The organism is Actinacidiphila rubida (assembly GCF_900110255.1).
Classification (GTDB): domain Bacteria; phylum Actinomycetota; class Actinomycetes; order Streptomycetales; family Streptomycetaceae; genus Actinacidiphila; species Actinacidiphila rubida.
This window is the reverse complement of record NZ_FODD01000013.1, coordinates 74,878-96,197: the sequence shown is the minus strand read 5'-3', so window position 1 is coordinate 96,197 and position 21,320 is coordinate 74,878. Positions and strand designations below refer to the sequence as shown.

At 72.5% G+C, this 21,320-nt stretch carries 15 protein-coding genes; 9 read left to right on the top strand and 6 right to left on the bottom strand.

Going from position 1 to position 21,320, the window contains the following annotated elements:
* Positions 1–179: 179 nt before the first annotated feature.
* Positions 180–3,170: an Ig-like domain-containing protein gene (locus tag BMW99_RS14920; RefSeq protein ID WP_079138819.1), complete on the bottom strand. Its 2,991-nt coding sequence runs from the start codon at positions 3,168–3,170 to the stop codon at positions 180–182.
* 331 nt (positions 3,171–3,501) lie between these two features.
* Here BMW99_RS14920 and BMW99_RS14915 point away from each other — a divergent pair, with 331 nt between their 5' ends.
* From BMW99_RS14915 to BMW99_RS14905, 3 genes are read left to right on the top strand one after another with little or no spacing between them, the layout of a single operon-like run.
* Positions 3,502–4,110 (top strand): molybdopterin-dependent oxidoreductase, encoded by a 609-nt coding sequence (locus BMW99_RS14915; RefSeq protein ID WP_069466982.1) that lies wholly within the window; start codon positions 3,502–3,504, stop codon positions 4,108–4,110.
* Positions 4,110–4,820 carry a ferredoxin reductase gene (locus BMW99_RS14910; protein ID WP_069466983.1) on the top strand — a complete coding sequence of 237 codons (711 nt, stop codon included), beginning with the start codon at positions 4,110–4,112 and terminating at the stop codon, positions 4,818–4,820. The genes BMW99_RS14915 and BMW99_RS14910 overlap by 1 nt, the downstream gene beginning before the upstream one ends.
* Before the next feature lie 30 nt (positions 4,821–4,850).
* Complete coding sequence (locus BMW99_RS14905; RefSeq protein ID WP_069466984.1) at positions 4,851–5,123, top strand: DUF6510 family protein; 273 nt, start codon at positions 4,851–4,853, stop codon at positions 5,121–5,123.
* A 151-nt stretch (positions 5,124–5,274) separates the two neighbouring features.
* On the opposite strand, the gene BMW99_RS14900 is transcribed toward BMW99_RS14905, so the two are convergent.
* Positions 5,275–5,886 carry a TetR/AcrR family transcriptional regulator gene (locus tag BMW99_RS14900; protein ID WP_069466985.1) on the bottom strand — a complete coding sequence of 204 codons (612 nt, stop codon included), beginning with the start codon at positions 5,884–5,886 and terminating at the stop codon, positions 5,275–5,277.
* 117 nt (positions 5,887–6,003) lie between these two features.
* Between BMW99_RS14900 and BMW99_RS14895 the strand changes: the two genes are divergently transcribed.
* A complete protein-coding gene (locus BMW99_RS14895) occupies positions 6,004–6,933 on the top strand; it encodes an SDR family oxidoreductase (RefSeq protein WP_069466986.1) in 930 nt (309 codons plus the stop codon).
* 103 nt (positions 6,934–7,036) lie between these two features.
* Here the strand turns inward: BMW99_RS14895 and BMW99_RS14890 are convergent, their stop codons facing one another.
* The gene (locus BMW99_RS14890) at positions 7,037–8,563 is read right to left on the bottom strand and encodes an MFS transporter (protein WP_075016942.1); all 1,527 of its coding nucleotides are present in this window, start codon (positions 8,561–8,563) and stop codon (positions 7,037–7,039) included.
* A 272-nt stretch (positions 8,564–8,835) separates the two neighbouring features.
* On the opposite strand from BMW99_RS14890, the gene BMW99_RS14885 reads away from it, so the two are divergent.
* Positions 8,836–9,795, top strand: coding sequence for a GNAT family N-acetyltransferase (locus tag BMW99_RS14885; protein WP_245791462.1), 960 nt, complete (start codon positions 8,836–8,838; stop codon positions 9,793–9,795).
* A gap of 110 nt (positions 9,796–9,905) precedes the next feature.
* On the opposite strand, the gene BMW99_RS14880 is transcribed toward BMW99_RS14885, so the two are convergent.
* On the bottom strand, positions 9,906–10,847 hold the full coding sequence (locus BMW99_RS14880; protein ID WP_075016941.1) for a LysR family transcriptional regulator: 942 nt from the start codon (positions 10,845–10,847) through the stop codon (positions 9,906–9,908).
* A gap of 712 nt (positions 10,848–11,559) precedes the next feature.
* Here BMW99_RS14880 and BMW99_RS14875 point away from each other — a divergent pair.
* On the top strand, positions 11,560–14,094 hold the full coding sequence (locus tag BMW99_RS14875; protein WP_069467486.1) for a CBM35 domain-containing protein: 2,535 nt from the start codon (positions 11,560–11,562) through the stop codon (positions 14,092–14,094).
* Positions 14,095–14,429: 335 nt separating this feature from the next.
* Positions 14,430–17,087 (top strand): glycoside hydrolase family 2, encoded by a 2,658-nt coding sequence (locus tag BMW99_RS14870; protein ID WP_069467042.1) that lies wholly within the window; start codon positions 14,430–14,432, stop codon positions 17,085–17,087.
* Between the two features lie 208 nt (positions 17,088–17,295).
* Here the strand turns inward: BMW99_RS14870 and BMW99_RS14865 are convergent, their stop codons facing one another.
* Complete coding sequence (locus BMW99_RS14865) at positions 17,296–17,841, bottom strand: COG4315 family predicted lipoprotein (protein WP_075016940.1); 546 nt, start codon at positions 17,839–17,841, stop codon at positions 17,296–17,298.
* A gap of 190 nt (positions 17,842–18,031) precedes the next feature.
* Complete coding sequence (locus BMW99_RS14860) at positions 18,032–18,820, bottom strand: SDR family oxidoreductase (RefSeq protein ID WP_075016939.1); 789 nt, start codon at positions 18,818–18,820, stop codon at positions 18,032–18,034.
* Between the two features lie 224 nt (positions 18,821–19,044).
* Between BMW99_RS14860 and BMW99_RS14855 the strand changes: the two genes are divergently transcribed.
* Together BMW99_RS14855 and BMW99_RS14850 are read left to right on the top strand one after the other, a co-directional pair.
* Positions 19,045–19,992: a DUF5996 family protein gene (locus BMW99_RS14855; protein WP_075016938.1), complete on the top strand. Its 948-nt coding sequence runs from the start codon at positions 19,045–19,047 to the stop codon at positions 19,990–19,992.
* A 180-nt stretch (positions 19,993–20,172) separates the two neighbouring features.
* Positions 20,173–21,303 carry a lytic polysaccharide monooxygenase gene (locus tag BMW99_RS14850; RefSeq protein ID WP_407640291.1) on the top strand — a complete coding sequence of 377 codons (1,131 nt, stop codon included), beginning with the start codon at positions 20,173–20,175 and terminating at the stop codon, positions 21,301–21,303.
* Positions 21,304–21,320: the final 17 nt, after the last annotated feature.

Genomic DNA, 21,320 nt, shown 5'->3' with positions numbered 1-21,320 from the left:
CGCGCAAACGGTAACCCGAGACACCGCTTAGTTGAACACGAGACCTTCACTTCTTGTCCGGACCGTGCGGCCGCCGACGTGATGCCTGCGGCGCGGTGCCCGTGCGGCGGGGTGAGCCGCCCACCGCACGGGCACCGCGGTCGTGACGCCGCGTCAGCGGCGTGCGAGGCCCGGCGGCCTCACGAGGCCGCCGCGTTGGCGAACGCGAAGCCGTCGAACGTGGCGTAGGAGCCGGACAGCTTGGTGACCACGACCGTGTGCACGCCCGCGGGGAGCGCCGGACTGGTGTACACCGGGGCGTCGGCGTGCCGCGCGCCGTCGGCGGGCACCGTGTCCACCACGGTGGCCGGGCCCCCGTCGACCGACACGCTGATCCGCCCCTGGTCGGTGTACTCCTCGCCGAACACCGTCACTCCCGTGCCGATGAACGTGCGCGTGAGGCTGCTGCCGTCGGCCGTCGCGTAGTGGACGTCGTCGTCGAGGTCGCCGTAACCGCGGTCGCTCAGGTAGTCCCAGCCGGAGTAGGCGATCGCGGGATCGGTGTCGTTGACGCGGGCCGTGGCCGGCGGCGTGCCGACGTAGACCAGGACCGCCGCCGACGCCTTGGAGGAGACGCCGTCGCCGTCGGTCTGGACCGCGGTCAGTGTGTGCTCGCCGGACTGCGCGCCGGTCAGCGTGCAGGTCCACGTGCCGTCGGCCGCCGCCGTCGCCGTGCACCCGGCACCGCCCGCACCGTCGGTGACGGTGACGCTGCCGCCCCCGACGGCGGTGCCGCGCACCGCGACCGCCGCCGGCAGGCCGGTGGCGCCGCTCGACGGAGCGGTGATCACCGGCCGGGGCACGTAGGGCCCCACGGTGACGTCCGTGCCGTCCGCCCCGGCGGGCACGGTGGCGATCAGGAACCCGGGGGAGACCACCCGCACGTCGCCGGCCTGCCGGCCGCCGAAGTACACGGGGGTGGCGGTCGAGAAACCGGCCCCCGCGATCAGCACCCGGTCGGTGGCCGAACCGGCGGCCACGGGCGCCGGCGCCGAGACGTAGCTGGTGCGCAGCGGGACCCGGCCGGCCAGGGCCTGGTGCGCTCCGCTGACACCCGCGTTCGCGAGGACGTCCAGCGGGACGTCGCCGGGTCCCGGCGAGGCGGGGATGGCGGTGTTGCCGCTGATGTGGGAGTCGACCGGGCCGTTGCAGATGTAACTTCCCGCGGCGTCGGAGAACCAGTTGCCGGTGACCCAGAAGTGACCGGTGGACGAGCAGCCGCCCTGCGCGCCGAGTGAGGTCAGCGGATGGAACTCGACATTGCCGCTGAACCCGATCCACTCCGAACCGGCGTCGTCGTAGAAGGCGTTGAAGCGCGAGCCGTCGTCGTAGACGACGTTGCCGGTCACGTGCAGGCCGTTGGCCAGGGTCGCGACCGGGTCGAGGGCGCCGTCGGCGCCCTGCACGTACTGGGCCTGGTGGCCCTCCATGTAGATCGCGCCGCCGTCGTCGAGCACCTGCATGACGTCGAAGATCAGGTTGTCGCTGATCGTGTTGTCGGCGTTGACGTTGGTGGAGTTCTGCGGGTGGTCGGCGTCGTCCACGTGGCCCTGGATGACGCCCGCGGTGATGCCGGTGTACGGCAGGTCGTAGAGCTCGTTGTGGCTGATGGTCGTGTGCCGGCTGAACAGCAGGGTGATGCCGCAGGCCGAGCGGTAGTCGGTGCCCACGTCGTGGATAACGTTGTCAGAGACCACGGTGTGGTCGAGGACCTCGTTCTCGCCGACGGTGTCGCCCCGCACCAGGTCCGGGTCCGGCGTGCAGTTGCGCTCGATCACCGGGGCCGGTGTCTGCGCCGGCGTCGGATCGAAGGTGCAGCCGAGCGAGAGCGCGGTCGACGCGATGGCGGTGAACTCGTTGCCCTCCACCACGTTTCCGGTGCCGCCGTACATGAAGCTCAGACCGGCACCGCCCAGGTCGCTGAAGCGGTTGCCGGTCAGCGTCACCCGGCTCGACCCGCTGAAGGCCACGTTGGCCAGCGGCTGGGTGAGTGCTCCCCACGGGCAACTGCCCGCGGGGTCGGAGAAGGTGCACAGTCCCTGGTTCGTCTCGCCGGTGCGGTGCAGATTGCTCTGCACGTCGGCGAAACCGGTCGGCAGGGACGGCGCGTTCCACGTCGCGTCCGCGAAGGTCAGGCCGGAGAAGGTGACGTCGTGCAGCGGGCGGGCGAGCGAGCCCGCGCCCTGCACCAGCCGTTCCAGCCGGGGGAGTTCGACGTCGAGGGCGGACATGTGCTGCCCGCGGGCCGGAGCGTAGTACAGCGTGCCGGCCTTGCCCGTGGCGCCGGTGGAGTCCAGGTACCACTGGCCGGGCGCGAGCAGGCCGCGGGCGTTCCGGATCGTGCCGGGGAGCTGCGAGGTGGACATCGAGGGCAGGCCGCCGGTGCCCTGGCTGAACGGCGCGATGTCGGTGACGTTCTTCCAGCAGGGCTGGTCCATCACCAAGGTGCTGCCGGACATCCCGGCGACGCCGCACATGGAGTCCGTCCAGGCTCCGTTGCCCGCCGGGTAGTCGAACTCGACGTGCGAGAGCTGTGCTTGGCCGAGTCCCGCGAACCACGACCGGGCGGCCGGGTCGCCCGCCAGGTCGTACCCGGTGGCAGAGCCCGACCACGTGCCCGAGAAGTGCAGCGCGGACGGGGTGGCCTGCGCGATCGCGGCCTCCTTGCCGTCCACGTACAGCTGGCGGGTGGCGCTGCCGGCCGGCACGTGCGCGGACCACACACCCGTGTCGCCGACCTGCTGCCAGCCGCTCACGCGGGTGCCGCCGGAGATCACCGGGTGGGCTCCGGGCGCGGCCTCCCACACCACGGGGTGCCCGGGCGTCCCGGAGTCCTCCGCCCCGAACGACCATGTCGTGCCCAACCGGTAGGTGCCGTCGAGGAGTTCGACCCTGGCCCCCGCGGTGCCGCGGCCCTGCTCCACCGTGCGCACCTGGTCCTGCGCCGCGGTCAGCGAGCACGGACTGTGCGTGGTGCAGGCCTCGCCGTGGCCGTCAGGTGCCGCCCACAGCACCGCCGCCGTGCCCGCGGCCCGCGCCGTGACCGCCCCGGCCGCCAGCGCCCCCACGCCCACCAGCCCCAGGGTCACCGCCGAACCGAGAATCCTGCCTGCCGATGACGTCCATCTCATGTGCGCTCCGGGAAACGTCGACCCCGGGACCACGCCCGGGGATACGAGACATCCGATGACTGCCGCAGCCTGGCACCTGCTTCTGGCAGCGTCAACGGCTCCGACGTAACAGCCTTGCGCACTCGGCCTCTTGAGGTCGAAAAGGGGTCGGAGGTCTGGACCTCTAGGTGAGGCTCGCGGCGTGGAGGCGCACCGGAAGGTCGCGGTGGACCGCGTCCCGCTCGCGGTGACGGGTCGCTACGCACGGTGACCTCACGTCGGCCGGGCGGCGGCGCCCGACTGGTGGGGCGGGCGGACGTCCTTGACACTGGGGGGTGATCCCAGGAGGGAGATGAGGCCCGTGGGTTCCCTCTCGCCAGGCTTCCGCGGACGTGCCCGCACCCTGACCGACCGGCTGCCGCCAGGGCAGTACCCGACCGAGTCGTTCCCGGTGCTCTCCGCGGGGCCCACTCCGCATGTCGCCACCGACGGCTGGACCTTCACGGTCACCACCGAGACCGGTGACAGCCGCACGTGGACGTGGCAGCAGATGATGGACCTGCCGCAGGAGGACATCGTCCAGGACATCCACTGCGTCACCCGCTGGTCGAAGTTCGACACGCACTGGCGCGGCGTGTCCCTCGACGTCTTCCTGGAGGACGTCGAAACGGCCGCGACCTACGTGAAGGCCACCAGCTACGGCGGCTACACCACCAACCTTCCGCTGGCCGACCTCCGCGGCGGCAAGGCCTGGATCGTGCACGGCTACGACGGGTTCGCCCTGTCACCCGAGCACGGCGGCCCCGCCCGCCTCCTCGTGCCGCACCTGTACCTGTGGAAGTCGGCGAAGTGGGTGAGCGGCCTGCGGCTGACGCGCGAGGACGAGCCGGGATTCTGGGAGTCGGTCGGCTACCACAACTACGGCGACCCGTGGCGCGAGCAGCGCAACTGGGGCGACTGATGCGGCTGTCCTGGCGGACCGCGCGACTCGTCGAACGCCGGGCGCAGACGGCGACGGCCCGCACGCTGGTGCTGACCGTGCCGGACTGGCCGGGACACCTCGCCGGCCAGCACGTCGACGTGCGCCTCACCGCCGACGACGGCTACCAGGCCGTCCGCAGCTACTCCCTGGCCGCGCCGCCCGACGCCGACCGCATCGAGCTCGGCGTGCAGACCGTGGAGTCCGGGGAGGTCTCGCCGTACCTCGCGGACGAGCTGCCGGTCGGCGCGGACGTCGAGGTCCGCGGCCCGCTGGGCAACTGGTTCGTCTGGCGGCCCGAGGAGACGCGGCCGGCGCTGCTCGTCGCGGGCGGCTCGGGCGTCGTCCCGCTCGCCGCCATGATCCGCGCCCACGGCCGTGCCGGGACGGCGGGGCCGCTGACCCTGCTCTACTCGGCCCGCACCCCCGACGACGTCTGGTACCGCGACGACCTCGACGGCGGCGGCGAGCGCCTCGACGTCCGCTACGTCTACACCCGCCGGGCGCCGCTCGGCAGCGTCCGGCCGCCCGGCCGGGTCGCCCGCGCCGACCTCGACCAGGCCGTGGCCCGCCTGGTCAAGGACAGTCCCGTCTTCGTCTGCGGCCCCACCGCCTTCGTGGAGACCGTCAGCGACGCCCTGGTGGACCTGGGGTGCAGCCCCGACGCCATCCGCACCGAGCGCTTCGGCTGACCCGGCGCCCGCCTCACCCCGGAGGACCCGATGACCGACGACCTCACCCACATGGACGGCAACTGCCTGGCCGGCCCGCTCTCGGAGATCCTCGCCGTGGAGCCCACCGCCGCCTGGTGGCGGTGCCCCCAGTGCGGCCGCTCCGGGACCCTGGCCCAACTCCACGTCTACGGGCCCGAACCGGGTATGACCGCGGTCTGCCCCGGTTGCGCGTACATCGCCCTGCGGCTGGTCAAGGAGGAGGACCACGTCTGGCTGGCCCTGGGCAGCGGCACCAGCGCCGTCCGCTTCCGCACGGCATAGCCTCCCCGGGACCGTCGAGGGCACCCGCGGCCGCTCGCCCGTCCCGCGCAGGCCGGACGGGCGGTGAGCGTCGCCATCCGGGGCCGCCCGGCCCGGCCGCGCGGTGGCGGTGTGCCAGGGTGCGGCTGGCGGAACCTGGGGTCAGGTCAGGTCAGCGCAGGACGCGGGTGCGGGTGGGCGGTGGTGGCCCGGGCGGCCCGGGTGCCGCCTCGGCGAGGATCGCGAGCAGATCGGCGGCCCCCGCGGTCACCAACTCGGCGTAGTCGGCCTGCTCGTCGGCCATCCACCGCTCGCCGGCCAGGCGGAAGACGGCCATGCCCGCGTCGGTGGCCGTCCGTGCCGTCGCGGGGTCGTGGCCACGCTCCACCAGAGCCTCGGTGAGGACGCGGGAGAGGGAGGTGAGCTTGATCAGCTCACGCTCCTGCAGCGGCGGGTTCGCGGCGATGACCGCCGCGCGCTCCCGCAGGAACGCGCGGGGGCGGAAGACGTCCGACGCGGCGGCGAACGCCGTGAGCAGCGTGGCCAGCGGGCCGGTGCCCTCCGGGACGTCGCCGATCGCGGCGACGAGCCGCTCCTCGAGCTCCTCCCCGCCGCCGAACAGCGCCTCGCGCTTGTCGGTGAACCAGCGGTAGAAGGACCGCTCGGTGAGGTTCGCGCGCTTGGCGATCTGCGCGACCGTCGTGCGGTCGTAGCCCTGCTCGGTGAACAGCTCCAGGGCCGCCTGCTCAAGACGCAGCCGCGTGTTGCCTTCCCATCGTGCCATGTCACCAAGTGTAGCGACAGCAGATGCTGTCATCGGGTGCTAGCCTGAACCGAGTGATGACAGCATCTGCTGTCACTCCCTTCTTCGTTTCCGCTCCTTCGACCTCAGGAGACCGACATGCACGTCTTCGTCACCGGCGGCAGCGGGCTCACCGGCCCGTCCGTCGTCGCGCACCTCATAGATGCCGGGCACACCGTGACCGGGCTGGCCCGCTCCGACGCCGCCGCGGCACGCCTGACGGGGCTGGGAGCCGCAGTGCACCGCGGCTCGCTGGACGACCTCGACAGCCTGCGCCGCGGCGCCCAACGGGCCGACGGCGTCGTGCACATGGCCTTCGGCGGCAGCTTCGACGACCCGGAGGGGCTGGCCCGGCGCGACTCCGCGGCGATCGACGCTCTGGGCCACGGACTCGCCGGCACCGGAAAGCCGCTCGTCGTCACCTCGGGCACGTTCGTGATGGCCGCCGGCCGGGAGAGCCTGGAGAGCGACACGCCCGACCCGGCGTCCGTCGCGTCCTTCCGGATCCCGGGGGAGCAGGTGTGCCTGTCCTACGCGGCCAGGGGCGTGCGCTCCAGCGTCGTCCGGCTCGCCCCCACCGTGCACGGTCCGGGCGACTACGGCTTCATCCCGATGATGATCGAGTCCGCCCGCACGTCCGGCTTCTCCGGCTACGTGGGTGAGGGCGCCAACCGCTGGCCCGCCGTCCACCGCCTCGACGCCGCCGCACTGTTCCGGCTCGCCCTGGAACAGGCCCCCGCCGGCACGGCCCTGCACGGCGTCGCCGAGAACGTCACCCTCAGGAGCGTGGCCGAGCGGATCGGTGCCGGGCTCGGCCTGCCCGTCCGGTCCCTCACCCCCGACCAGGCGCTCGCCCACTTCGGCGGTCCGTTCTTCGCCGGCGTGTTCGCCGCGGACGCCCCCGCCTCCGGCGCCCGCACCCGCGAGCTCCTCGGCTGGACCCCCGCGCACCCTTCCCTCCTGGACGACCTCGTCACCGGCGACTACCTCACCACCCGAACCGGCGCCACCGCCGACCGCTGGACCTAGGCGCAGCACTCAGCGGCACACCCCTCCGATGACCGGCCGATCCGCACGCAACCGCCGGGGTCCAGCGGTCCGCGGCGGCCGGGACCCGCGGAGCCGAGGTGCCTCAGACGGAGGCGGGCTCGGGGTGTTCCGGGTGGCCGGGCCGGGACTGGCGTGCGGGCGCGGGGGCCGGAAGGGGGCCGGGGCGGAGGAGGGGGCCGACGACCAGGGCGCCCGCGGTGAGGATCGCGGCGGACCAGCCGAACACCGTCGCGTAGCTGTGGACCGCCGCGAGGCGGAGCTGGGCGGGGGAGGGGCCGCCTCGGGTGTGGGTACGCAGCCAAGCCGTGGCGGCCCGGGACGCGATCGTGGTGAGGAGCGCGGTGCCGATCGCGCTGCCGACCTGCTGGCCGGTGCTGAAGGAGGCAGAAGCGGCCCCCGCGTCCTGGGGCGCCACGCCCGACGTGCCGGTGTTCAGGGCCGCGGAGAAGACCAGGCCCATGCCGAGGCCGAGCAGGGCGAAGGGGCCGAGCAGGGCCGCCGCGTAGGAGGAGTCGATCCCGATCCGCGTCAGCCACACCGTGGCGCCGGCCGCCACCAGCAGACCCGCGGTGACGAGGGGACGCGGGCCCACCCGCGGCATCAGCCCGGTGCCGCCCACGTTCGTCATCACGATCGCGCACAGCACCGTCGGCAACAGCGCACAGCCCGACGTGATCGCCGAATAGCCCAGCACCGTCTGCATGTAGTAGACGAGGAACAGCAGCAGGCCGAAGTACGCGGCGCCGACGAACAGCATCGTGAGGTACGCGCCGCCGCGGTTGCGGTCCAGGGCGACCCGGGGCGGCAGCAACGGGGCGGCCGCGCGCGCCTGCCGGAGGGTGAAGCCCGCCAGCAGTGCCGCGCCGAGTGCGAGGAAGCCCCAGGTCGCCGGCCGGCCCCAGCCGTCGTCGGCCCGGGAGAAGCCGTAGACCAGGCAGAACATCCCGCTCGACCCGGCGAGGACGCCCGGGACGTCCATCCGTGCGGACACCGTGGGCTGGCGGCCGATCAGCAGGAGGCCGCCGGCGATCGCGGCGACGGCGAAGACGAGGTTGACGTAGAGGCACCAGCGCCAGCCCAGGCCGTCCGTCAGTGCGCCGCCGACCAGCAGCCCCAGGCCGCCGCCGGCGGCCACGACCCCGCCGAAGACGCCGAAGGCCCTGCCGCGTTCCCTGGGGTCGGTGAACGTGACGGCCAGCAGCGACAGGCAGGCCGGCGCGAGCAGGGCGGCGAACGCGCCCTGGCAGGCGCGGGCCGTCACCAGCATCGCGAAGCTGTGCGACGCTCCGCCGGCCGAGGAGGCGACGGCGAACCCCGTGAGGCCGGCCAGGAACGTCCGCCTGCGGCCCACCAGGTCGGACAGCCGTCCGCAGAAGAGCAGCAGGCTGCCGAACGGCAGCGCGTACGCGCTGACGATCCACTGCCGGTCGTCGTCTGAGAAGCCGAGGGCCTTCTGCGCCGACGGCAGCGCCAGGTTCATCACCGTCAGGTCCAGCCCGACCATCAGGTACGCGCAGCAGATGACGGCCAGGACCAGCCATCGCCGCCGCCCGTGGCCGTCCGCCGCCCCATGCGGCGCGGCCGTGAGGGCCGCGCTCCGTCGTTCCATGATCGTCTCCTCCGGGAGATGCCGTGTGGGTGTGCCAGGGGCCCCGCCGAACGGCGCCCGACGGCCGAACGCCGGTGTTCGCGCGCCGTGTTGGCGAGGCGTCGCGGGCTCGCCTTCGATCACGACGTTATGGCTGCCGGGAGATGGGATCAAAGACGAATAGTGCTATGGAGGCATGACGCGGGGAGCAAGAGGCCGGACCCTGACGGCCCCCGGCACGCACGGCGGCCGTGGCGCGCGGCCCCCGTCGCGCGCACGCTGGAAGGGAGGACGTGGCAGAGGGGACCGGGCCGGAGGCGGTCACCCTGCGAGAAGGGCGGGCAGCACGCGTGGCGACCAGGACATCACCTTTCGGGGCGGAGCTGTCGGTACGGCCGTACGCGGTGGCCGACGAGCTCGCGGTGCTCGACCTCGTCGCGGCGGACCGGCTGCCCGGCCAGCCGGCCGTCACTGCGGCGATGCTCGCCGAGGCGCTGGCCGGACGCTCGCCGGTCGACGGCGGCTGGTGGGCCGAGCTGGAACCCCCCGTCACCGACGTGGTCCACGACGCGGCGGGCACGCTCCTGGGCGTCGTCTCCCGCGCCGTCCGCCCCCGCGACGGGGCCGGCTTCGTCCTGTGGCTGCACTGCCGTGAGGCGCCGTCCGTCGCCGAAGCGCTGCTCGCCCACGTGCTCCGCCGCCTCGGTGAACGCGTCGTGTACGCCTTCGCGTTCGCGTCCGCCCTCACGCTCGGCCTGGAGGGACTGCCCGCCGTCCACCGCCGGGCCACGCGGGATGCGCTCCTGGACGCCGGCTTCACCGGCCGTGACCGGTGGCGCTACATGCGGCGCCCGCTCCCGGCCGGCCCCCTGCCGGCCACCGGCCTGCCAGGTGCCGCGCACGTCGCGATCACCGCGGCCCGCTCCGAGGACCCTCCGGGCAATCGCCTGGAGGTCCGCGAGGACGGCGAACTGCTCGCCGAGGCCACCGTCGGCAGCACCGTCGAGGGGACCGGGGTGCTGTGGTGGATCGGTGCCGCCCCGCCCGCCCGGGTACGGGGCCTCGGCCTCGCCATGCTCGGTGCCGCACTCGACCTCCTCACCGAGGTGGGCGCCCACGAGGTGATCCTCTACGTCGACGACGACGCCCCGTCCGGCGACGCCGAACGCGACCGCACCGCGGCCAACGGCATGTACGACCGGGCGGGATTCACCGAGATCGACCGCCTGCACTCCTTCACCCGGCAGGCCTAGTCACGTCCGCCGGGCACCCGTGACCGACTCGTGCTCAAACCCCTTGAACCACCTCAACCCGGCCCACCCGGCCCACCCGGCCAACCCGGCCAACCCTGTCAACCGCGTGGTCACGCCTCGGCGTCCCCGGCCGGTCCAGCGCCTCCGGCACGGCGCAGGCCGGGGACGGACTCGGGCAGGAACCGCGCGGAGGCGATCGAGGCACGCAGCGAACGAGCGGCGGGGGAGAGGTGCCCGTGCCTGCGCCAGACCAGGCGAAGCACCCGCTCGCAGCCCTGGGCGTCCACGGAGGCCCAGGCGACGGGGACCGCCGACTCGCTGCCGACCCGGCGGGACACCTCGGGGATCAGGCCGACGCCCAGCCCGGAGCTGATGAGGGCCTGGAGCGACGCCGCCTCGTCGCTCTCGCAGACCACCTCCGCGTCCAGGCCGCGCGCGGCGAGCAGGCGGTCGAGCAGCAGCCGCAGCCAGTGGCCCGGCCGGGCGGTGACCACGGGCTCGCGCGCGATCTCCTCCAGGGTCACCCGGTCCCGGCCCGCGAGCCGGTGGTCCAGGGGGAGGGCCAGAAGCACCTCCTCGCGCAGGATCTCCCGCGACTCCAGGCCGTCGCCGGACAGCGCCTGCGACGTCACGCAGAGGTCGACCTCGCCGGTCTCCAGCAGCCGCACCATGTCGGAGGCCGGAGCCTGCAGGAGCCGCACGCCGACCTGCGGGTGGCCGTGGCGGAACGCCGCCACGACGTCGGTGAGGGTCAGCAGCGTCTCGGAGGCCAGGCCGACGCTGCCCACACCGTGCTCCCGCGCCTCGGCCAGCGCCCGCTGCGCCGCCTCCAACTCGCCCAGCGCGCGGTCGACATGGCGCTGCAGGATCAGCCCGTAGTCGTTGAGCCGCAGCCGCCCGCCGCGATGGAACAACGGCGTGCCCACCTCGCGCTCGAGCCGGGAGATCACCCTGCTCACCGACGGCTGCGCGATGCGCAGTTCCTCGGCCGCACGGCTCAGGTGCTGGTGCCGGGCCACCGACTGGAAGATGCGCAGTGCGTGGAGGTCCATGCCGGCCAGCCTGGCACGGCGCGCCTGTCCTGGGGATGAGGGGAGGTGGGGGACGGGGTCCCGGACGGCACGTGCCCCCGCGTGTGGCGCGAAGGCATCCGGGACCATGGGCTAGTCATGTACGTGAATGAGAGTCGGCACTGTGAACCGTGACAAGAGGCGACGCTAACCCCGGCGGAACGAGGTGGTCAACCCCGCCGCATGGTCAACGGAAGGGATGGCAGGCGGAGTTGAACGCCCGATGCGCGTTCAGGTGGGTGAATGGCGCGAGGGGGCGAGGTGCGCCGGCCGTGCCGAAGAGCCGTCGGCCTGCGGCTTGTCGGTGAGCCGGGATGTTCGGAACTGTTCCTTCGGTCGGGAGTCTTGACCTCAAAAGAAACACGACAGCACACTGAGCCCCACAACCCCTCGCTGGGCGACGGGCATCCCTGTGCGCCGGACCGGCACGGCCGCGTGCGCTCGAACCCCGTTCCCCGGTCGTCCCGTTCCGCCCCGGCACATTCCGTGACGAGCACCGCCTCCCGCCGCCGCCGGGACCCGCCGCGCCCGCCCCGCACGACGCGCATCCGCAGCGCGCGTCCCCACCGTGCGACGGGCATTCACCCGGCACGACGCGCGTGCACGGCACGTGACGCTTCCACGGCGCGGCTTCGACGACACGTCAGCGGGCCTCGCGGGCCCGCTGCCGCCGCAACGAGACGAGGAGCACTCCATGACCGGATTCAACCGTCGCGACTTCCTCAGGGCCGCCGGACTCGGCTCCGCCGCCCTGGCGCTGCCGCTCGCCGTCCCGGCGGGCCGGGCGAACGCGAGCACGACCGGACCGAAGGACCTCAAGGCCACGGTCGCCCCGTCGGGCGCCTGGCGGGTCATCGCCGGCGACCTGGACTGGACGTTCAGCGGCACGGTCGGCTCGGCGGCCACCGGCATCGCCACCCGCGCGGGGTCCGACGCGCTCGGGTCCTACAGCGAGACCACGTTCACCTTCCAGGGCGGTGCGCGCCAGGGCGGCATCCGCGTCTACAACACCGCGTCGTCCGTCGTCTTCACCGACACCTACGTGACCGCGGGGGCCAACGGCAGCCCGTTCCCGACCTTCACGGGCTACCCGAAGCTCGCCCACCAGCTCAGCCACAGCGACTGCTTCGGACGGTTCCAGTTCAACACCTTCGCCGGCGCGTCGGACAGCCCGTGGGTGTTCTTCGACGACAAGGGCGGCACGTTCGTTCTCTCGGCGGCGAACCACTTCCAGGAGGCGCAGACCTCGCAGGCCGCCGACGGCTCGATCGCGGCGGGGGTGATCAGCTCGATCGCCACGCTGCCGGCCGGCTACACCCGGCAGACGATCCTGTCGACGAAGGCCGGCGTCGGCGCCGCCCACCGCGCGTGGGGCGCCGCGCTGACCCGTCTCGCGGGCAAGCCGCTGCCGGCCAACGATGCGGGTGTGGTCCTCAGCACCTTGGGCTACTGGACGGACAACGGCGCGGACTACTACTACACGTTCGAGCAGGACAAGGGCTACGCGGGGACCCTGCTGGCGGTCCGCGACGAGTGGGCGGCGCAGCGGATCCCGATGGGCTATCTGCAGCTCGACAGCTGGTGGTACCCCAAGGGCCCGAACGGCGACTGGAACGACCTCCCCGACGGCACCTCGCTGTACGAGGCGGACAAGGAACTGTTCCCGAACGGACTGGCCTCGTTCCAGAAGCAGTTGGGGATGCCGTTGGTCACCCACGCCCGCTGGATGGACAAGTCCAGCCCGTACCGCGGCGAGTACGCCATGTCGAACAACGTCGTCATCGACCCGGCGTTCTGGCAGAACGTCATGGACTACCTGCGGGACGCCGGAGTCGTCGTCTACGAGCAGGACTGGCTGTGCAACAACGCCAAGCCCGCGGAGAACCTCACCGACGCCGACGCGTTCTTCGACGGCATGGCCCACCACGCCGCGGACGACGGCCTGGACCTCCAGTACTGCATGGCGCTGCCCCGCGACTACCTGCAGACCACGCGCTACCCGAACCTCACCACGATCAGGGTCAGCGACGACCGCTTCGACCGGCCCAAGTGGGACATGTTCCTCTACGACTCGCAGCTCGCCGGCTCGCTCGGGGTGTGGCCGTGGGTGGACGTGTTCATGAGCGGCGAGACCGGCAACCTGCTGCTGGCGAACCTGTCGGCGGGCCCGGTCGGCGTCGGGGACAAGCTCGGCAAGGTGAACGCCGGCAACCTGTTCAAGGTGGTCCGTCCGGACGGGATCATCGTCAAGCCGGACGTGCCCATCGTCCCCACCGACGCGACCTACGTCGGCGAGGCGGCGGGAAGGATGCCGGCCATGGTGGCGTCCACGCATGCCGCGCACGTGGGTCTCACCTACCGCTATGTCTTCGCCTACGCACGGCAGTTCGCGGCCCCCCAGCAGATCTACCAGGCGGAGAGCGCGAAACTGTCCGGCGCCGTCGTCGGCAGGGACAACTCCGGTTACACCGGCAGCGGTTTCGCCGACTACCAGCACGCCGACGGCGACTACGTGGAGTGGACGGTGCAGGCGCCCGCCGCGGGCACCTACACGCTGCAGTTCCGCTACGCCAACGCCTCCTTCACCGACCGCCCGCTGGCGGTCTCGGTGAACGGCGCCGCCGCCACCGACCTGTCGTTCCCCTCGACCGGCTGGTGGACGACGTGGAGCGTGGTCGGAACGACCGCCACGCTCGCCGCGGGCGCCAACACCGTGCGCGCCACCGCCACCGGGGCCAGCGGCGGCAACATCGACTGGCTGGGCGTCACGCAGGGCAGCGTGCCGACCGGCATGTCCCAGGACGCCTCGTTCACGCTGGCCGAAGTGGGGGAGACCGGACCGGCCTACGTCTACGACCACTTCGCCGGCCGGGGCGCCCTGGTCGGCAAGGGCGGCGGGGTCAGCGCCACCGTCGGAAGCGGGACGTACTGGATCGTCGCGCCCGTCGGCCCGTCCGGCATCGCCTTCCTCGGCGACGCTGACAAGTTCGTTCCGCACGGCGACAAGCGCGTCGAGCACCTCAGCGACGACGGGATGGTGCACGCGACCATCGCGTTCGCCGCGGGGGAGGGGCCCGTCACGCTGCACGGTTACGCGCCGCGGAAGCCGGCCGTCACCGCCACCACCGGAAGCGCCGGCGCCGTCGCGTACGACAGCTCGGCCAAGCTGTTCACCTTCAGGGTCACCGCAGGCGAGGGCGACCGGGCCGCGGTCACGCTCACCCCCTGACCCGCCGCCCCCGCTCCGGGCGCGCGGGCTCCGGGGCGCTCTGAATTTTCAACGATGGAGAGACGGTGGGTCACGTGCGCGCGCGCCCACCTGGTCGCCCGGTCACTCGGCTGACGAGAGGTCAGCCGGGCTCGCACCGTGTGACCAGCGCGCGTGAGCGTGACGACGAAGTCGCAGCTCGCCGTGTCACAGAGTTCGCACAGGGGGGTAGACGGCACTGCGCCGCCCTGGTTTCATTCTCCCGGTCCAGCTTTCCAACGTTAGAAAGATGGCGGAGGCATGTAACTCCGCCCTTCCCTGGACGCCGAGTTCTCCCACGGAGAGGTGTATCCGCAGTGAGATCAGGCCGTATCCGCACATCCCGCCGACGCCGGCTGGCCGCCCTCGTGCCGCTGGCGCTGGGCGTGGCACTGCTCAGCCCGTTCGCATCCGGCGCCGCCGGTGCCGCCGAGGCGCCGTCGGGTGAGCCGCACGCCGCGGCAGCCGCCGACGCCACGCCGCAGGGCCTGCGCGCCGACTACTACCTCAGCTCCGACGCCACCTCGCTGGACTTCGCCCAGTACAGCAGCACCGGGGTCGAGCCGTCCCTGAACGTCCCGGACCTGCTCCCCGCGCTGCGCAGTTACGCGGGTTCCACCGAGAACGTCGCCGTGCACTGGACGGGCCAGCTGGACGTCCCGGCCGACGGCACCTACACGTTCTACATCAAGGGCGACAACGGATTCCGGATGTCGCTCGACGGGTCCAGCGTGATCGACCACTGGACGACCGACTGGGACGTGCAGACGACGTCCCAGCCGATCACCCTCACCGCCGGCATGCACCAGCTGGCGTACGACTACAACCAGGGCAACGGCGGGGCCTACATCACCACCCAGTGGTCGGGCCCCGGCATCACCCGCCAGGCGATCCCGGACGCGGCACTGCACCTGCCCGCCGGCTGGACGCCGCAGCCCGTCGACGCCGCGGTCGACACGTCCGGCAAGACCGCGACCGTGCAACTGCCCGGCCCCGCCGCGGCGTTGCCCGCCGATCTCGGCAAGCACCTGGCGGTCATCGCCGGTGCCCACCGCTGGACGCCCGGTGTGGCCCTCGACCCGTCGGACGCCTCGCGCCTGGTGCTCACCGCCGGTGCCGACGACATCCCCGCGGCGCTGCACTCCGACGTGCGGATCAGCTACGACGGGCAGGGCGGCCTGGCCACCGCCGCCGGGCCGGTCCCGCTGTTCTCGGGGCTGGCGACCAACAACTCCACCTGGTACTTCGCGACCAAGTGGGCCAAGGACGTCAGCCCCACGAACGCGCTGCCCGACTACCCGCGGCCGCAGCTGACCCGGGAGAAGTGGCAGAACCTCAACGGGACCTGGCAGTTCCAGGGCACCGACGAGAATGCCCCGCTGCCCAGCGGCGGGCTGAGCGGCAAGATCCTGGTGCCGTACCCGATGGAGGCGCCGCTGTCCGGCGTCGCGGCGCACCACGACTGGTCGCTGTACCAGCGCCAGTTCACCGTGCCGGCGAACTGGCGGATCGGCTCGGGCAACCGGCTGCACCTGAACTTCGGCGCGGTCGACTACGAGGCGTGGGTCTACGTCAACGGCAAGCAGGTCGCCCACCACGTCGGCGGGTACGAGGCGTTCACCGCCGACGTCACCGACGCGGTGACGGGGACCGGTCCGCAGACCGTCCTGCTGAAGGTGAAGGACACCACCGACGACCAGACGCCGACCGGCAAGCAGTCGCGCAGCCCGAGCGGCATCTGGTACACGCCCACCTCCGGGATCTGGCAGACGGTGTGGCTGGAGCCGGTGCCCGAGGCGAGCGTCGACTCCCTGGTGCTCACGCCGAACGTCCCCGACTCGTCGCTGGCGGTGACCGTGCGCCCGTCCGCGGGCACGCCCGCCTCGACCCGCGTGATCGCCACCGCGTACGCGGGCCACACCCCGGTGGGGTCCGTGGTCGGCACCGTCGGCACGCAGTTGCGGCTGAGCATTCCGCACCCGGACCTGTGGAGCCCCGACCACCCGTTCCTGTACGACCTCAAGGTCACGGTGGGACAGGGGCGTTCGCACGACGACGTCGGCTCCTACTTCGGCATGCGCTCGATCTCCGTCGGCAAGGTCGGCGGGGTCAACAAGATCGAGCTGAACGGCAAGCCCACGTACGTGCTCGCCACCCTCGACCAGGGCTTCTGGCCGGACGGCATCTACACCGCGCCGACGGACGCGGCCCTGAAGTCCGACCTCGAACTCCACAAGGAGCTGGGCTTCAACGCGGTGCGCAAGCACATCAAGGTCGAGCCCGCCCGCTGGTACTACTGGGCCGACAGGCTGGGCCTGATGGTCTGGCAGGACATGCCGAGCCGCAACGCCGGCCCGGACGCGACCGCCGCGAGCGACCAGGCGTTCACCCAGCAGGTGCACGAGATCGTCGACCAGCACATCAGCACCCCCTCCATCGTCATCTGGACGATGACCAACGAGGGATGGGGCGAGAAGTCCAAGGAGGCCACCGGGGCCCTCGCGGACGCGGTGAAGCAGCAGGACCCGAGCCGGCTGGTCGACCCTGCCTCGGGGGTCAACTGCTGTGCCTCGAAGGGCGATTCGGGTCGCGGTGACCTGATCGACTACCACCTCTACCACGGCCCGGCCTCGCCGGCCCCGGACGCCACCCGCGCCGCGGTGGACGGCGAGCACGGCGGGTACTCGCTGACGATTCCCGGCCACATCCTGGGCGTCTCCGGCGGTCAGAACTACGGTGACGTGCCCACCATCGCGGAGCTGACCAAGGCGTACGTCGCCAACACGAGTCTGCTGCTGCCGGACGCCGAGGGCGACCTGTCCGGGTCGGTCTACACCCAGATCAGCGACGTCGAGGGCGAGTTGAACGGTCTGGTGACCTACGACCGCGCGGTCCTCAAGGTCGAACCCGGGCCGGTCCGCGACATCAACCGCCAGCTCATCGCGGCGGGGGCGGCGGCGGGCCAGCCGCAGTAGCCCCTCCACCCCGCCCCCGCGGGGCGTTCCCCACCGGGTCCGGCGGCACGTCGCGTGCCGCCGGACCCGGCGTCCGCCGGGTGGATCGGTGCGGCACGAGGCTCGACCTGCGGCCGTCCACCACGACGTGTTCTGCCCCGACCCGTGGCGGACGGCCCCGTAGGGCGCCCGTGAGGGGACGCCCGCCGGGGCCGTCCGGCTGGGCCGCTCAGTAGCCGCCGCCCGACGGCGGGGACGACGACGAGGGCATCTTGGTGATCTGCTTGCCGTTGGTGCCGACCACGTACCACTTCGCACCGAAGGCGTTCAGCCCCTGCCCGTTCGTCTGGCCGGCCTTCGAGTCGCCGGAGAACGTGTACAGCGGGTGACCGTTGTAGGTGACCTGCTTCGACCCGTCGCTGCGCGTGGTGGTCGACAGCTTGCTGGTGTCCACCCCGCCGGAGCCGGTCGGCTTCGTGTTGCCGCTCACCGTCAGCGGCGGCCACTGCTTGGCGCAGTTGCCGTTGCAGGTGGACGTGGACGACTTGTCCCCCTGGAACAGGTAGAGCGTGTGGCCCTTGCTGTTCACCAGGACCGTGCCCAGCGGTCCGGACTTCGTGGTCACCGTCGCCTGGGACGTGGCGGCGGCCGACCGCGGCGCATGGGCTGCGGCGAGTGCGCCGCTACTGCTGCCGTCGGCATAGGCCGCGCCGGCGGCGGAGAGGAAGAAGACGGTTCCGGTGGCTGCGATGAACGCGCGGGTGCGATGCTTCACGAGGATTCCTCCAGACCCGTTCGCCTCGAACGGTGGACGGCGGCCGTGTCCTCGGGCCGCGTACTCCCATTACATGACGAGTCGGTCGTATCGGCCACAAGAGGTATCCCCGGCCCGTGTCCCCGACCCCTACCCCCGGCCGGGTCACCGCCTGCCGCCGGGCCCCGGCCGCCCTGATCTCACCGGCAGGTCAGCGCATCGTGGTGATCATTCCCGCGTCGATGGTGACGTCCACCCCCGTGATGTTCGCGGCGCGGGCGCTGGCCAGGAACGCGACCAGGTCACCCACCTCGCGCGGAGTGCTGAAACGGCCCAGCGGCGTGTCGGCCACGGCGGATGCGGCGATCTCCTCGGGCCGCATCCCGGTGCGGTCCGACATCGTGTCGGCGACGCCGCCCTTCCCGAGCCACAGGTCGGTCTCCACGGGCCCGGGGCTGACCGACAGCACGCGCACACCCGCCGGGCCGAGCTCCTTGGAGAGGCCCTTGGCGAAGTTCGTCAGCGCCGCCTTGACCACGGAGTAGTCCAGTACCAGGGGGTCGGGCAGGAACGCGTTCACCGAGCCCATCATGACGATCACGCCGGTGCCGCGTTCGACCATGGCCGGCACCGCGGCCCGCGTCGTGCGGACGGCCGTGAGGAGGCCGAGCGACCAGGAGGCGTTCCAGTGGTCGTCCGTGATCCCGAGGAAGCCGTCCGGGCGTGGCGTCACCGAGCCGACGCTGTTGACCAGCACGTCCACCCCGCCGCGGTCCAGTGCCGCCTCGACCAGCGTCGCAGGGCCTGACGTCCCGCTCAGGTCGCCCTGCACGAACGTGGCGCGGCCCGAGGCGACCAGCTCGTCGAACTCCGGGCTGGGGGCACGCGACCCCCCCACGACGTGCGCGCCCGCCTCGACCAGGGAGGCGGCGGTCGCCAGCCCGATCCCCTTGCTGGCACCCGTCACCACGGCGATCCTGCCGTCGAGCTCCAAGTCCATGCCGTCCTGCCTCCTCGCTGCGCGGGCCAGTGCGGGCCGCTCGGCGGCGCGGGTCCGGCGGCGGGCCACGTGGTCAACCTAGCGCCCGCCGGACGGGGTCGCGCGGCGGACGCGGAACCCGCTCACCAGGCATCGCGGGCGAGCCCGTGCCGGGCGGGAACGGTGCCGGGACGGCCGGTATGATGTCCGTTATGTCCGCCCTGTGATCTGCCGGAGGTGGCGCGGTGTCCCAGCAGCCCGACCGTACCGAGGCGGGGTGGCCGAAGCTGTCCGTCGACGACTGGTCCGCCACCCGGGAAACGCTGCACATGTGGGCGCAGATCGTCGGCAAGGTCCGCCTCAGCCACGCTCCGCTGATCAACCACTGGTGGCAGGTGCCGCTGTACGTCAGTCCCCGTGGCCTGACCACGTCCGCCGTCCCGTACCGCGGCGGCGCCTTCGACCTCGAGTTCGACTTCCTCGACCACCGGCTCGTGATGCGCCGGGACACCGGGGACGTGCGCACGGTGCGCCTGGAGCCCAAGACGGTCGCCCGCTTCTACGACGAGACGCTGCGCGCCCTCGGCGAACTCGGCATCGAGTCGGAGTTCCAGCCCCGGCCGAACGAGGTCGAGCCCTCCATCCCCTTCGCCGAGGACGACCGGCACGCCTCCTACGACGCGCATGCCGCCGAGCTGTTCTGGCGCCAACTCCTGCAGGGCAACCGGATCCTGGGGGAGTTCCGGGCCCGCTTCGCCGGCAAGGTCAGCCCCGTGCACCTCTTCTGGGGCGCGATGGACCTGGCCTGCAGCCGCTTCTCCGGCCGCGGTGCGCCGCCGCACCCCGGCGGCGCGCCCAACGTCGGCGCGTGGGTGATGGAGGAGGCGTACTCGCGCGAGCTCTACAGCAGCGGCTTCTGGCCCAACGCCGGTGCCGAGGGCGCCTTCTACGCGTACGCCTACCCCGAGCCCGACGGCTTCCGCGACCGCTCCGTGCTCCCCGCCGGCGACGCCTCCTACAGCTCCGACGAGGGCGAGTTCCTGCTGCCCTACGACGTCGTCCGCACCGCCCGCGACCCCGACGCCACCGTGCTGGAGTTCTTCCAGACCACGTACGAGGCCGCCGCCGACCTCGGGGCCTGGGACCGCGCCTCCCTGGAAGTCGATCCCACCCGCTGGTCGTCCCAGCGCTGACCCGCCCCGGGTGCGCCGAGCCGAACCTCCCCGCCGCCGTGCGGACTTCGCGCGGTGGCGGGGCTGTTTACACGTCGGGGGGCGGCTGTTATGTTCGCGACAGGCGTGGGAGCGCTCCCATGTTGCTGGTATCCCCCCACACGCCCCGGGGTCCCGGCTGCGGTGGCCTGCGGCCTCGGGATGCTGCCGGAAAGGTCACCCACCTTGAAAAGGCGAACGAGACTCTTCTCCCTGTTAGCCGGGTTCGCGACGCTGCTCGCGGCGCTCGGTGTCGTCGTCCTCGGACAGGACCCGGCCCAGGCGCACGGCGTCGCGATGATGCCCGGCTCCCGGACGTACCTGTGCTACGAGGACGCGCAGACGTCCACCGGCGCGCTCGTGCCGACCAACCCCGCGTGCGCGGCGGCCGTCGCGCAGAGCGGAACGACGGCGTTGTACAACTGGTTCGCGGTGCTGGACTCCAACGCCGCCGGCCGCGGCGCCGGTTACGTGCCCGACGGGACCCTGTGCAGTGCGGGCAACAAGTCGCCGTACGACTTCTCCGCCTACAGCGCGGCCCGTGACGACTGGCCGCGCACGCACCTCACGTCAGGGTCGACGATCCAGCTCCAGTACAGCAACTGGGCCGCGCACCCGGGCACGTTCCGGGTGTACGTCACCAAGCAGGGCTGGTCGCCGACCACTCCGCTGGCCTGGGCCGACCTGGACCAGATCGGCAGCGTCACCAACCCGCCCGCGGTGGGCTCGCCGGGCACCGACGGCGGCCACTACTACTGGGACCAGGCGCTGCCCTCGGGCCGTTCCGGTGACGCGCTGGTCTTCATCCAGTGGGTCCGCTCGGACAGCAACGAGAACTTCTTCTCCTGCTCCGACATCGCCTTCGACGGCGGCAACGGCGAGGTGACCGGCATCCACAACGGCGGCACCACCACCCCGCCGACGACGCCGCCCACCACGCCGCCCACCACGCCGCCGACGACCCCGCCCACGGATCCCGGTCCGGGATCCTGCATGGCCATGTACTCGGTGACCAACGCCTGGAGCAGCGGGTTCCAGGGCGAGGTCGAGGTCATGAACCACGGCACCACGCCCACCGGCCACTGGACCGTCACCTGGACGCCGGGGGACGGAACGAAGATCAGCCAGTTGTGGAACGGCAACCTCACCACGAGCGGCAGCGCCGTGACGGTGACCAACGCCTCCTACAACGGCACCATCGCACCGGACGGGAACACCACGTTCGGCTTCACCGCCACCTCCTCGTCCGGCATCGACCTGCCCAACGGCTCCATCACCTGCACCTTCTCCTGACCGGGCCCGTACCGGGA

Coding starts and splice junctions, on each gene's coding strand:
- BMW99_RS14890 (WP_075016942.1), bottom strand. CDS start 8,563: ATGGAACGACGGAGCGCGGCCCTCACGGCCGCGCCGCATGGGGCGGCG.
- BMW99_RS14895 (WP_069466986.1), top strand. CDS start 6,004: ATGCACGTCTTCGTCACCGGCGGCAGCGGGCTCACCGGCCCGTCCGTC.
- BMW99_RS14860 (WP_075016939.1), bottom strand. CDS start 18,820: ATGGACTTGGAGCTCGACGGCAGGATCGCCGTGGTGACGGGTGCCAGC.
- BMW99_RS14880 (WP_075016941.1), bottom strand. CDS start 10,847: ATGGACCTCCACGCACTGCGCATCTTCCAGTCGGTGGCCCGGCACCAG.
- BMW99_RS14900 (WP_069466985.1), bottom strand. CDS start 5,886: ATGGCACGATGGGAAGGCAACACGCGGCTGCGTCTTGAGCAGGCGGCC.
- BMW99_RS14875 (WP_069467486.1), top strand. CDS start 11,560: ATGACCGGATTCAACCGTCGCGACTTCCTCAGGGCCGCCGGACTCGGC.
- BMW99_RS14910 (WP_069466983.1), top strand. CDS start 4,110: ATGCGGCTGTCCTGGCGGACCGCGCGACTCGTCGAACGCCGGGCGCAG.
- BMW99_RS14905 (WP_069466984.1), top strand. CDS start 4,851: ATGACCGACGACCTCACCCACATGGACGGCAACTGCCTGGCCGGCCCG.
- BMW99_RS14915 (WP_069466982.1), top strand. CDS start 3,502: ATGAGGCCCGTGGGTTCCCTCTCGCCAGGCTTCCGCGGACGTGCCCGC.
- BMW99_RS14920 (WP_079138819.1), bottom strand. CDS start 3,170: ATGAGATGGACGTCATCGGCAGGCAGGATTCTCGGTTCGGCGGTGACC.
- BMW99_RS14850 (WP_407640291.1), top strand. CDS start 20,173: ATGCTGCCGGAAAGGTCACCCACCTTGAAAAGGCGAACGAGACTCTTC.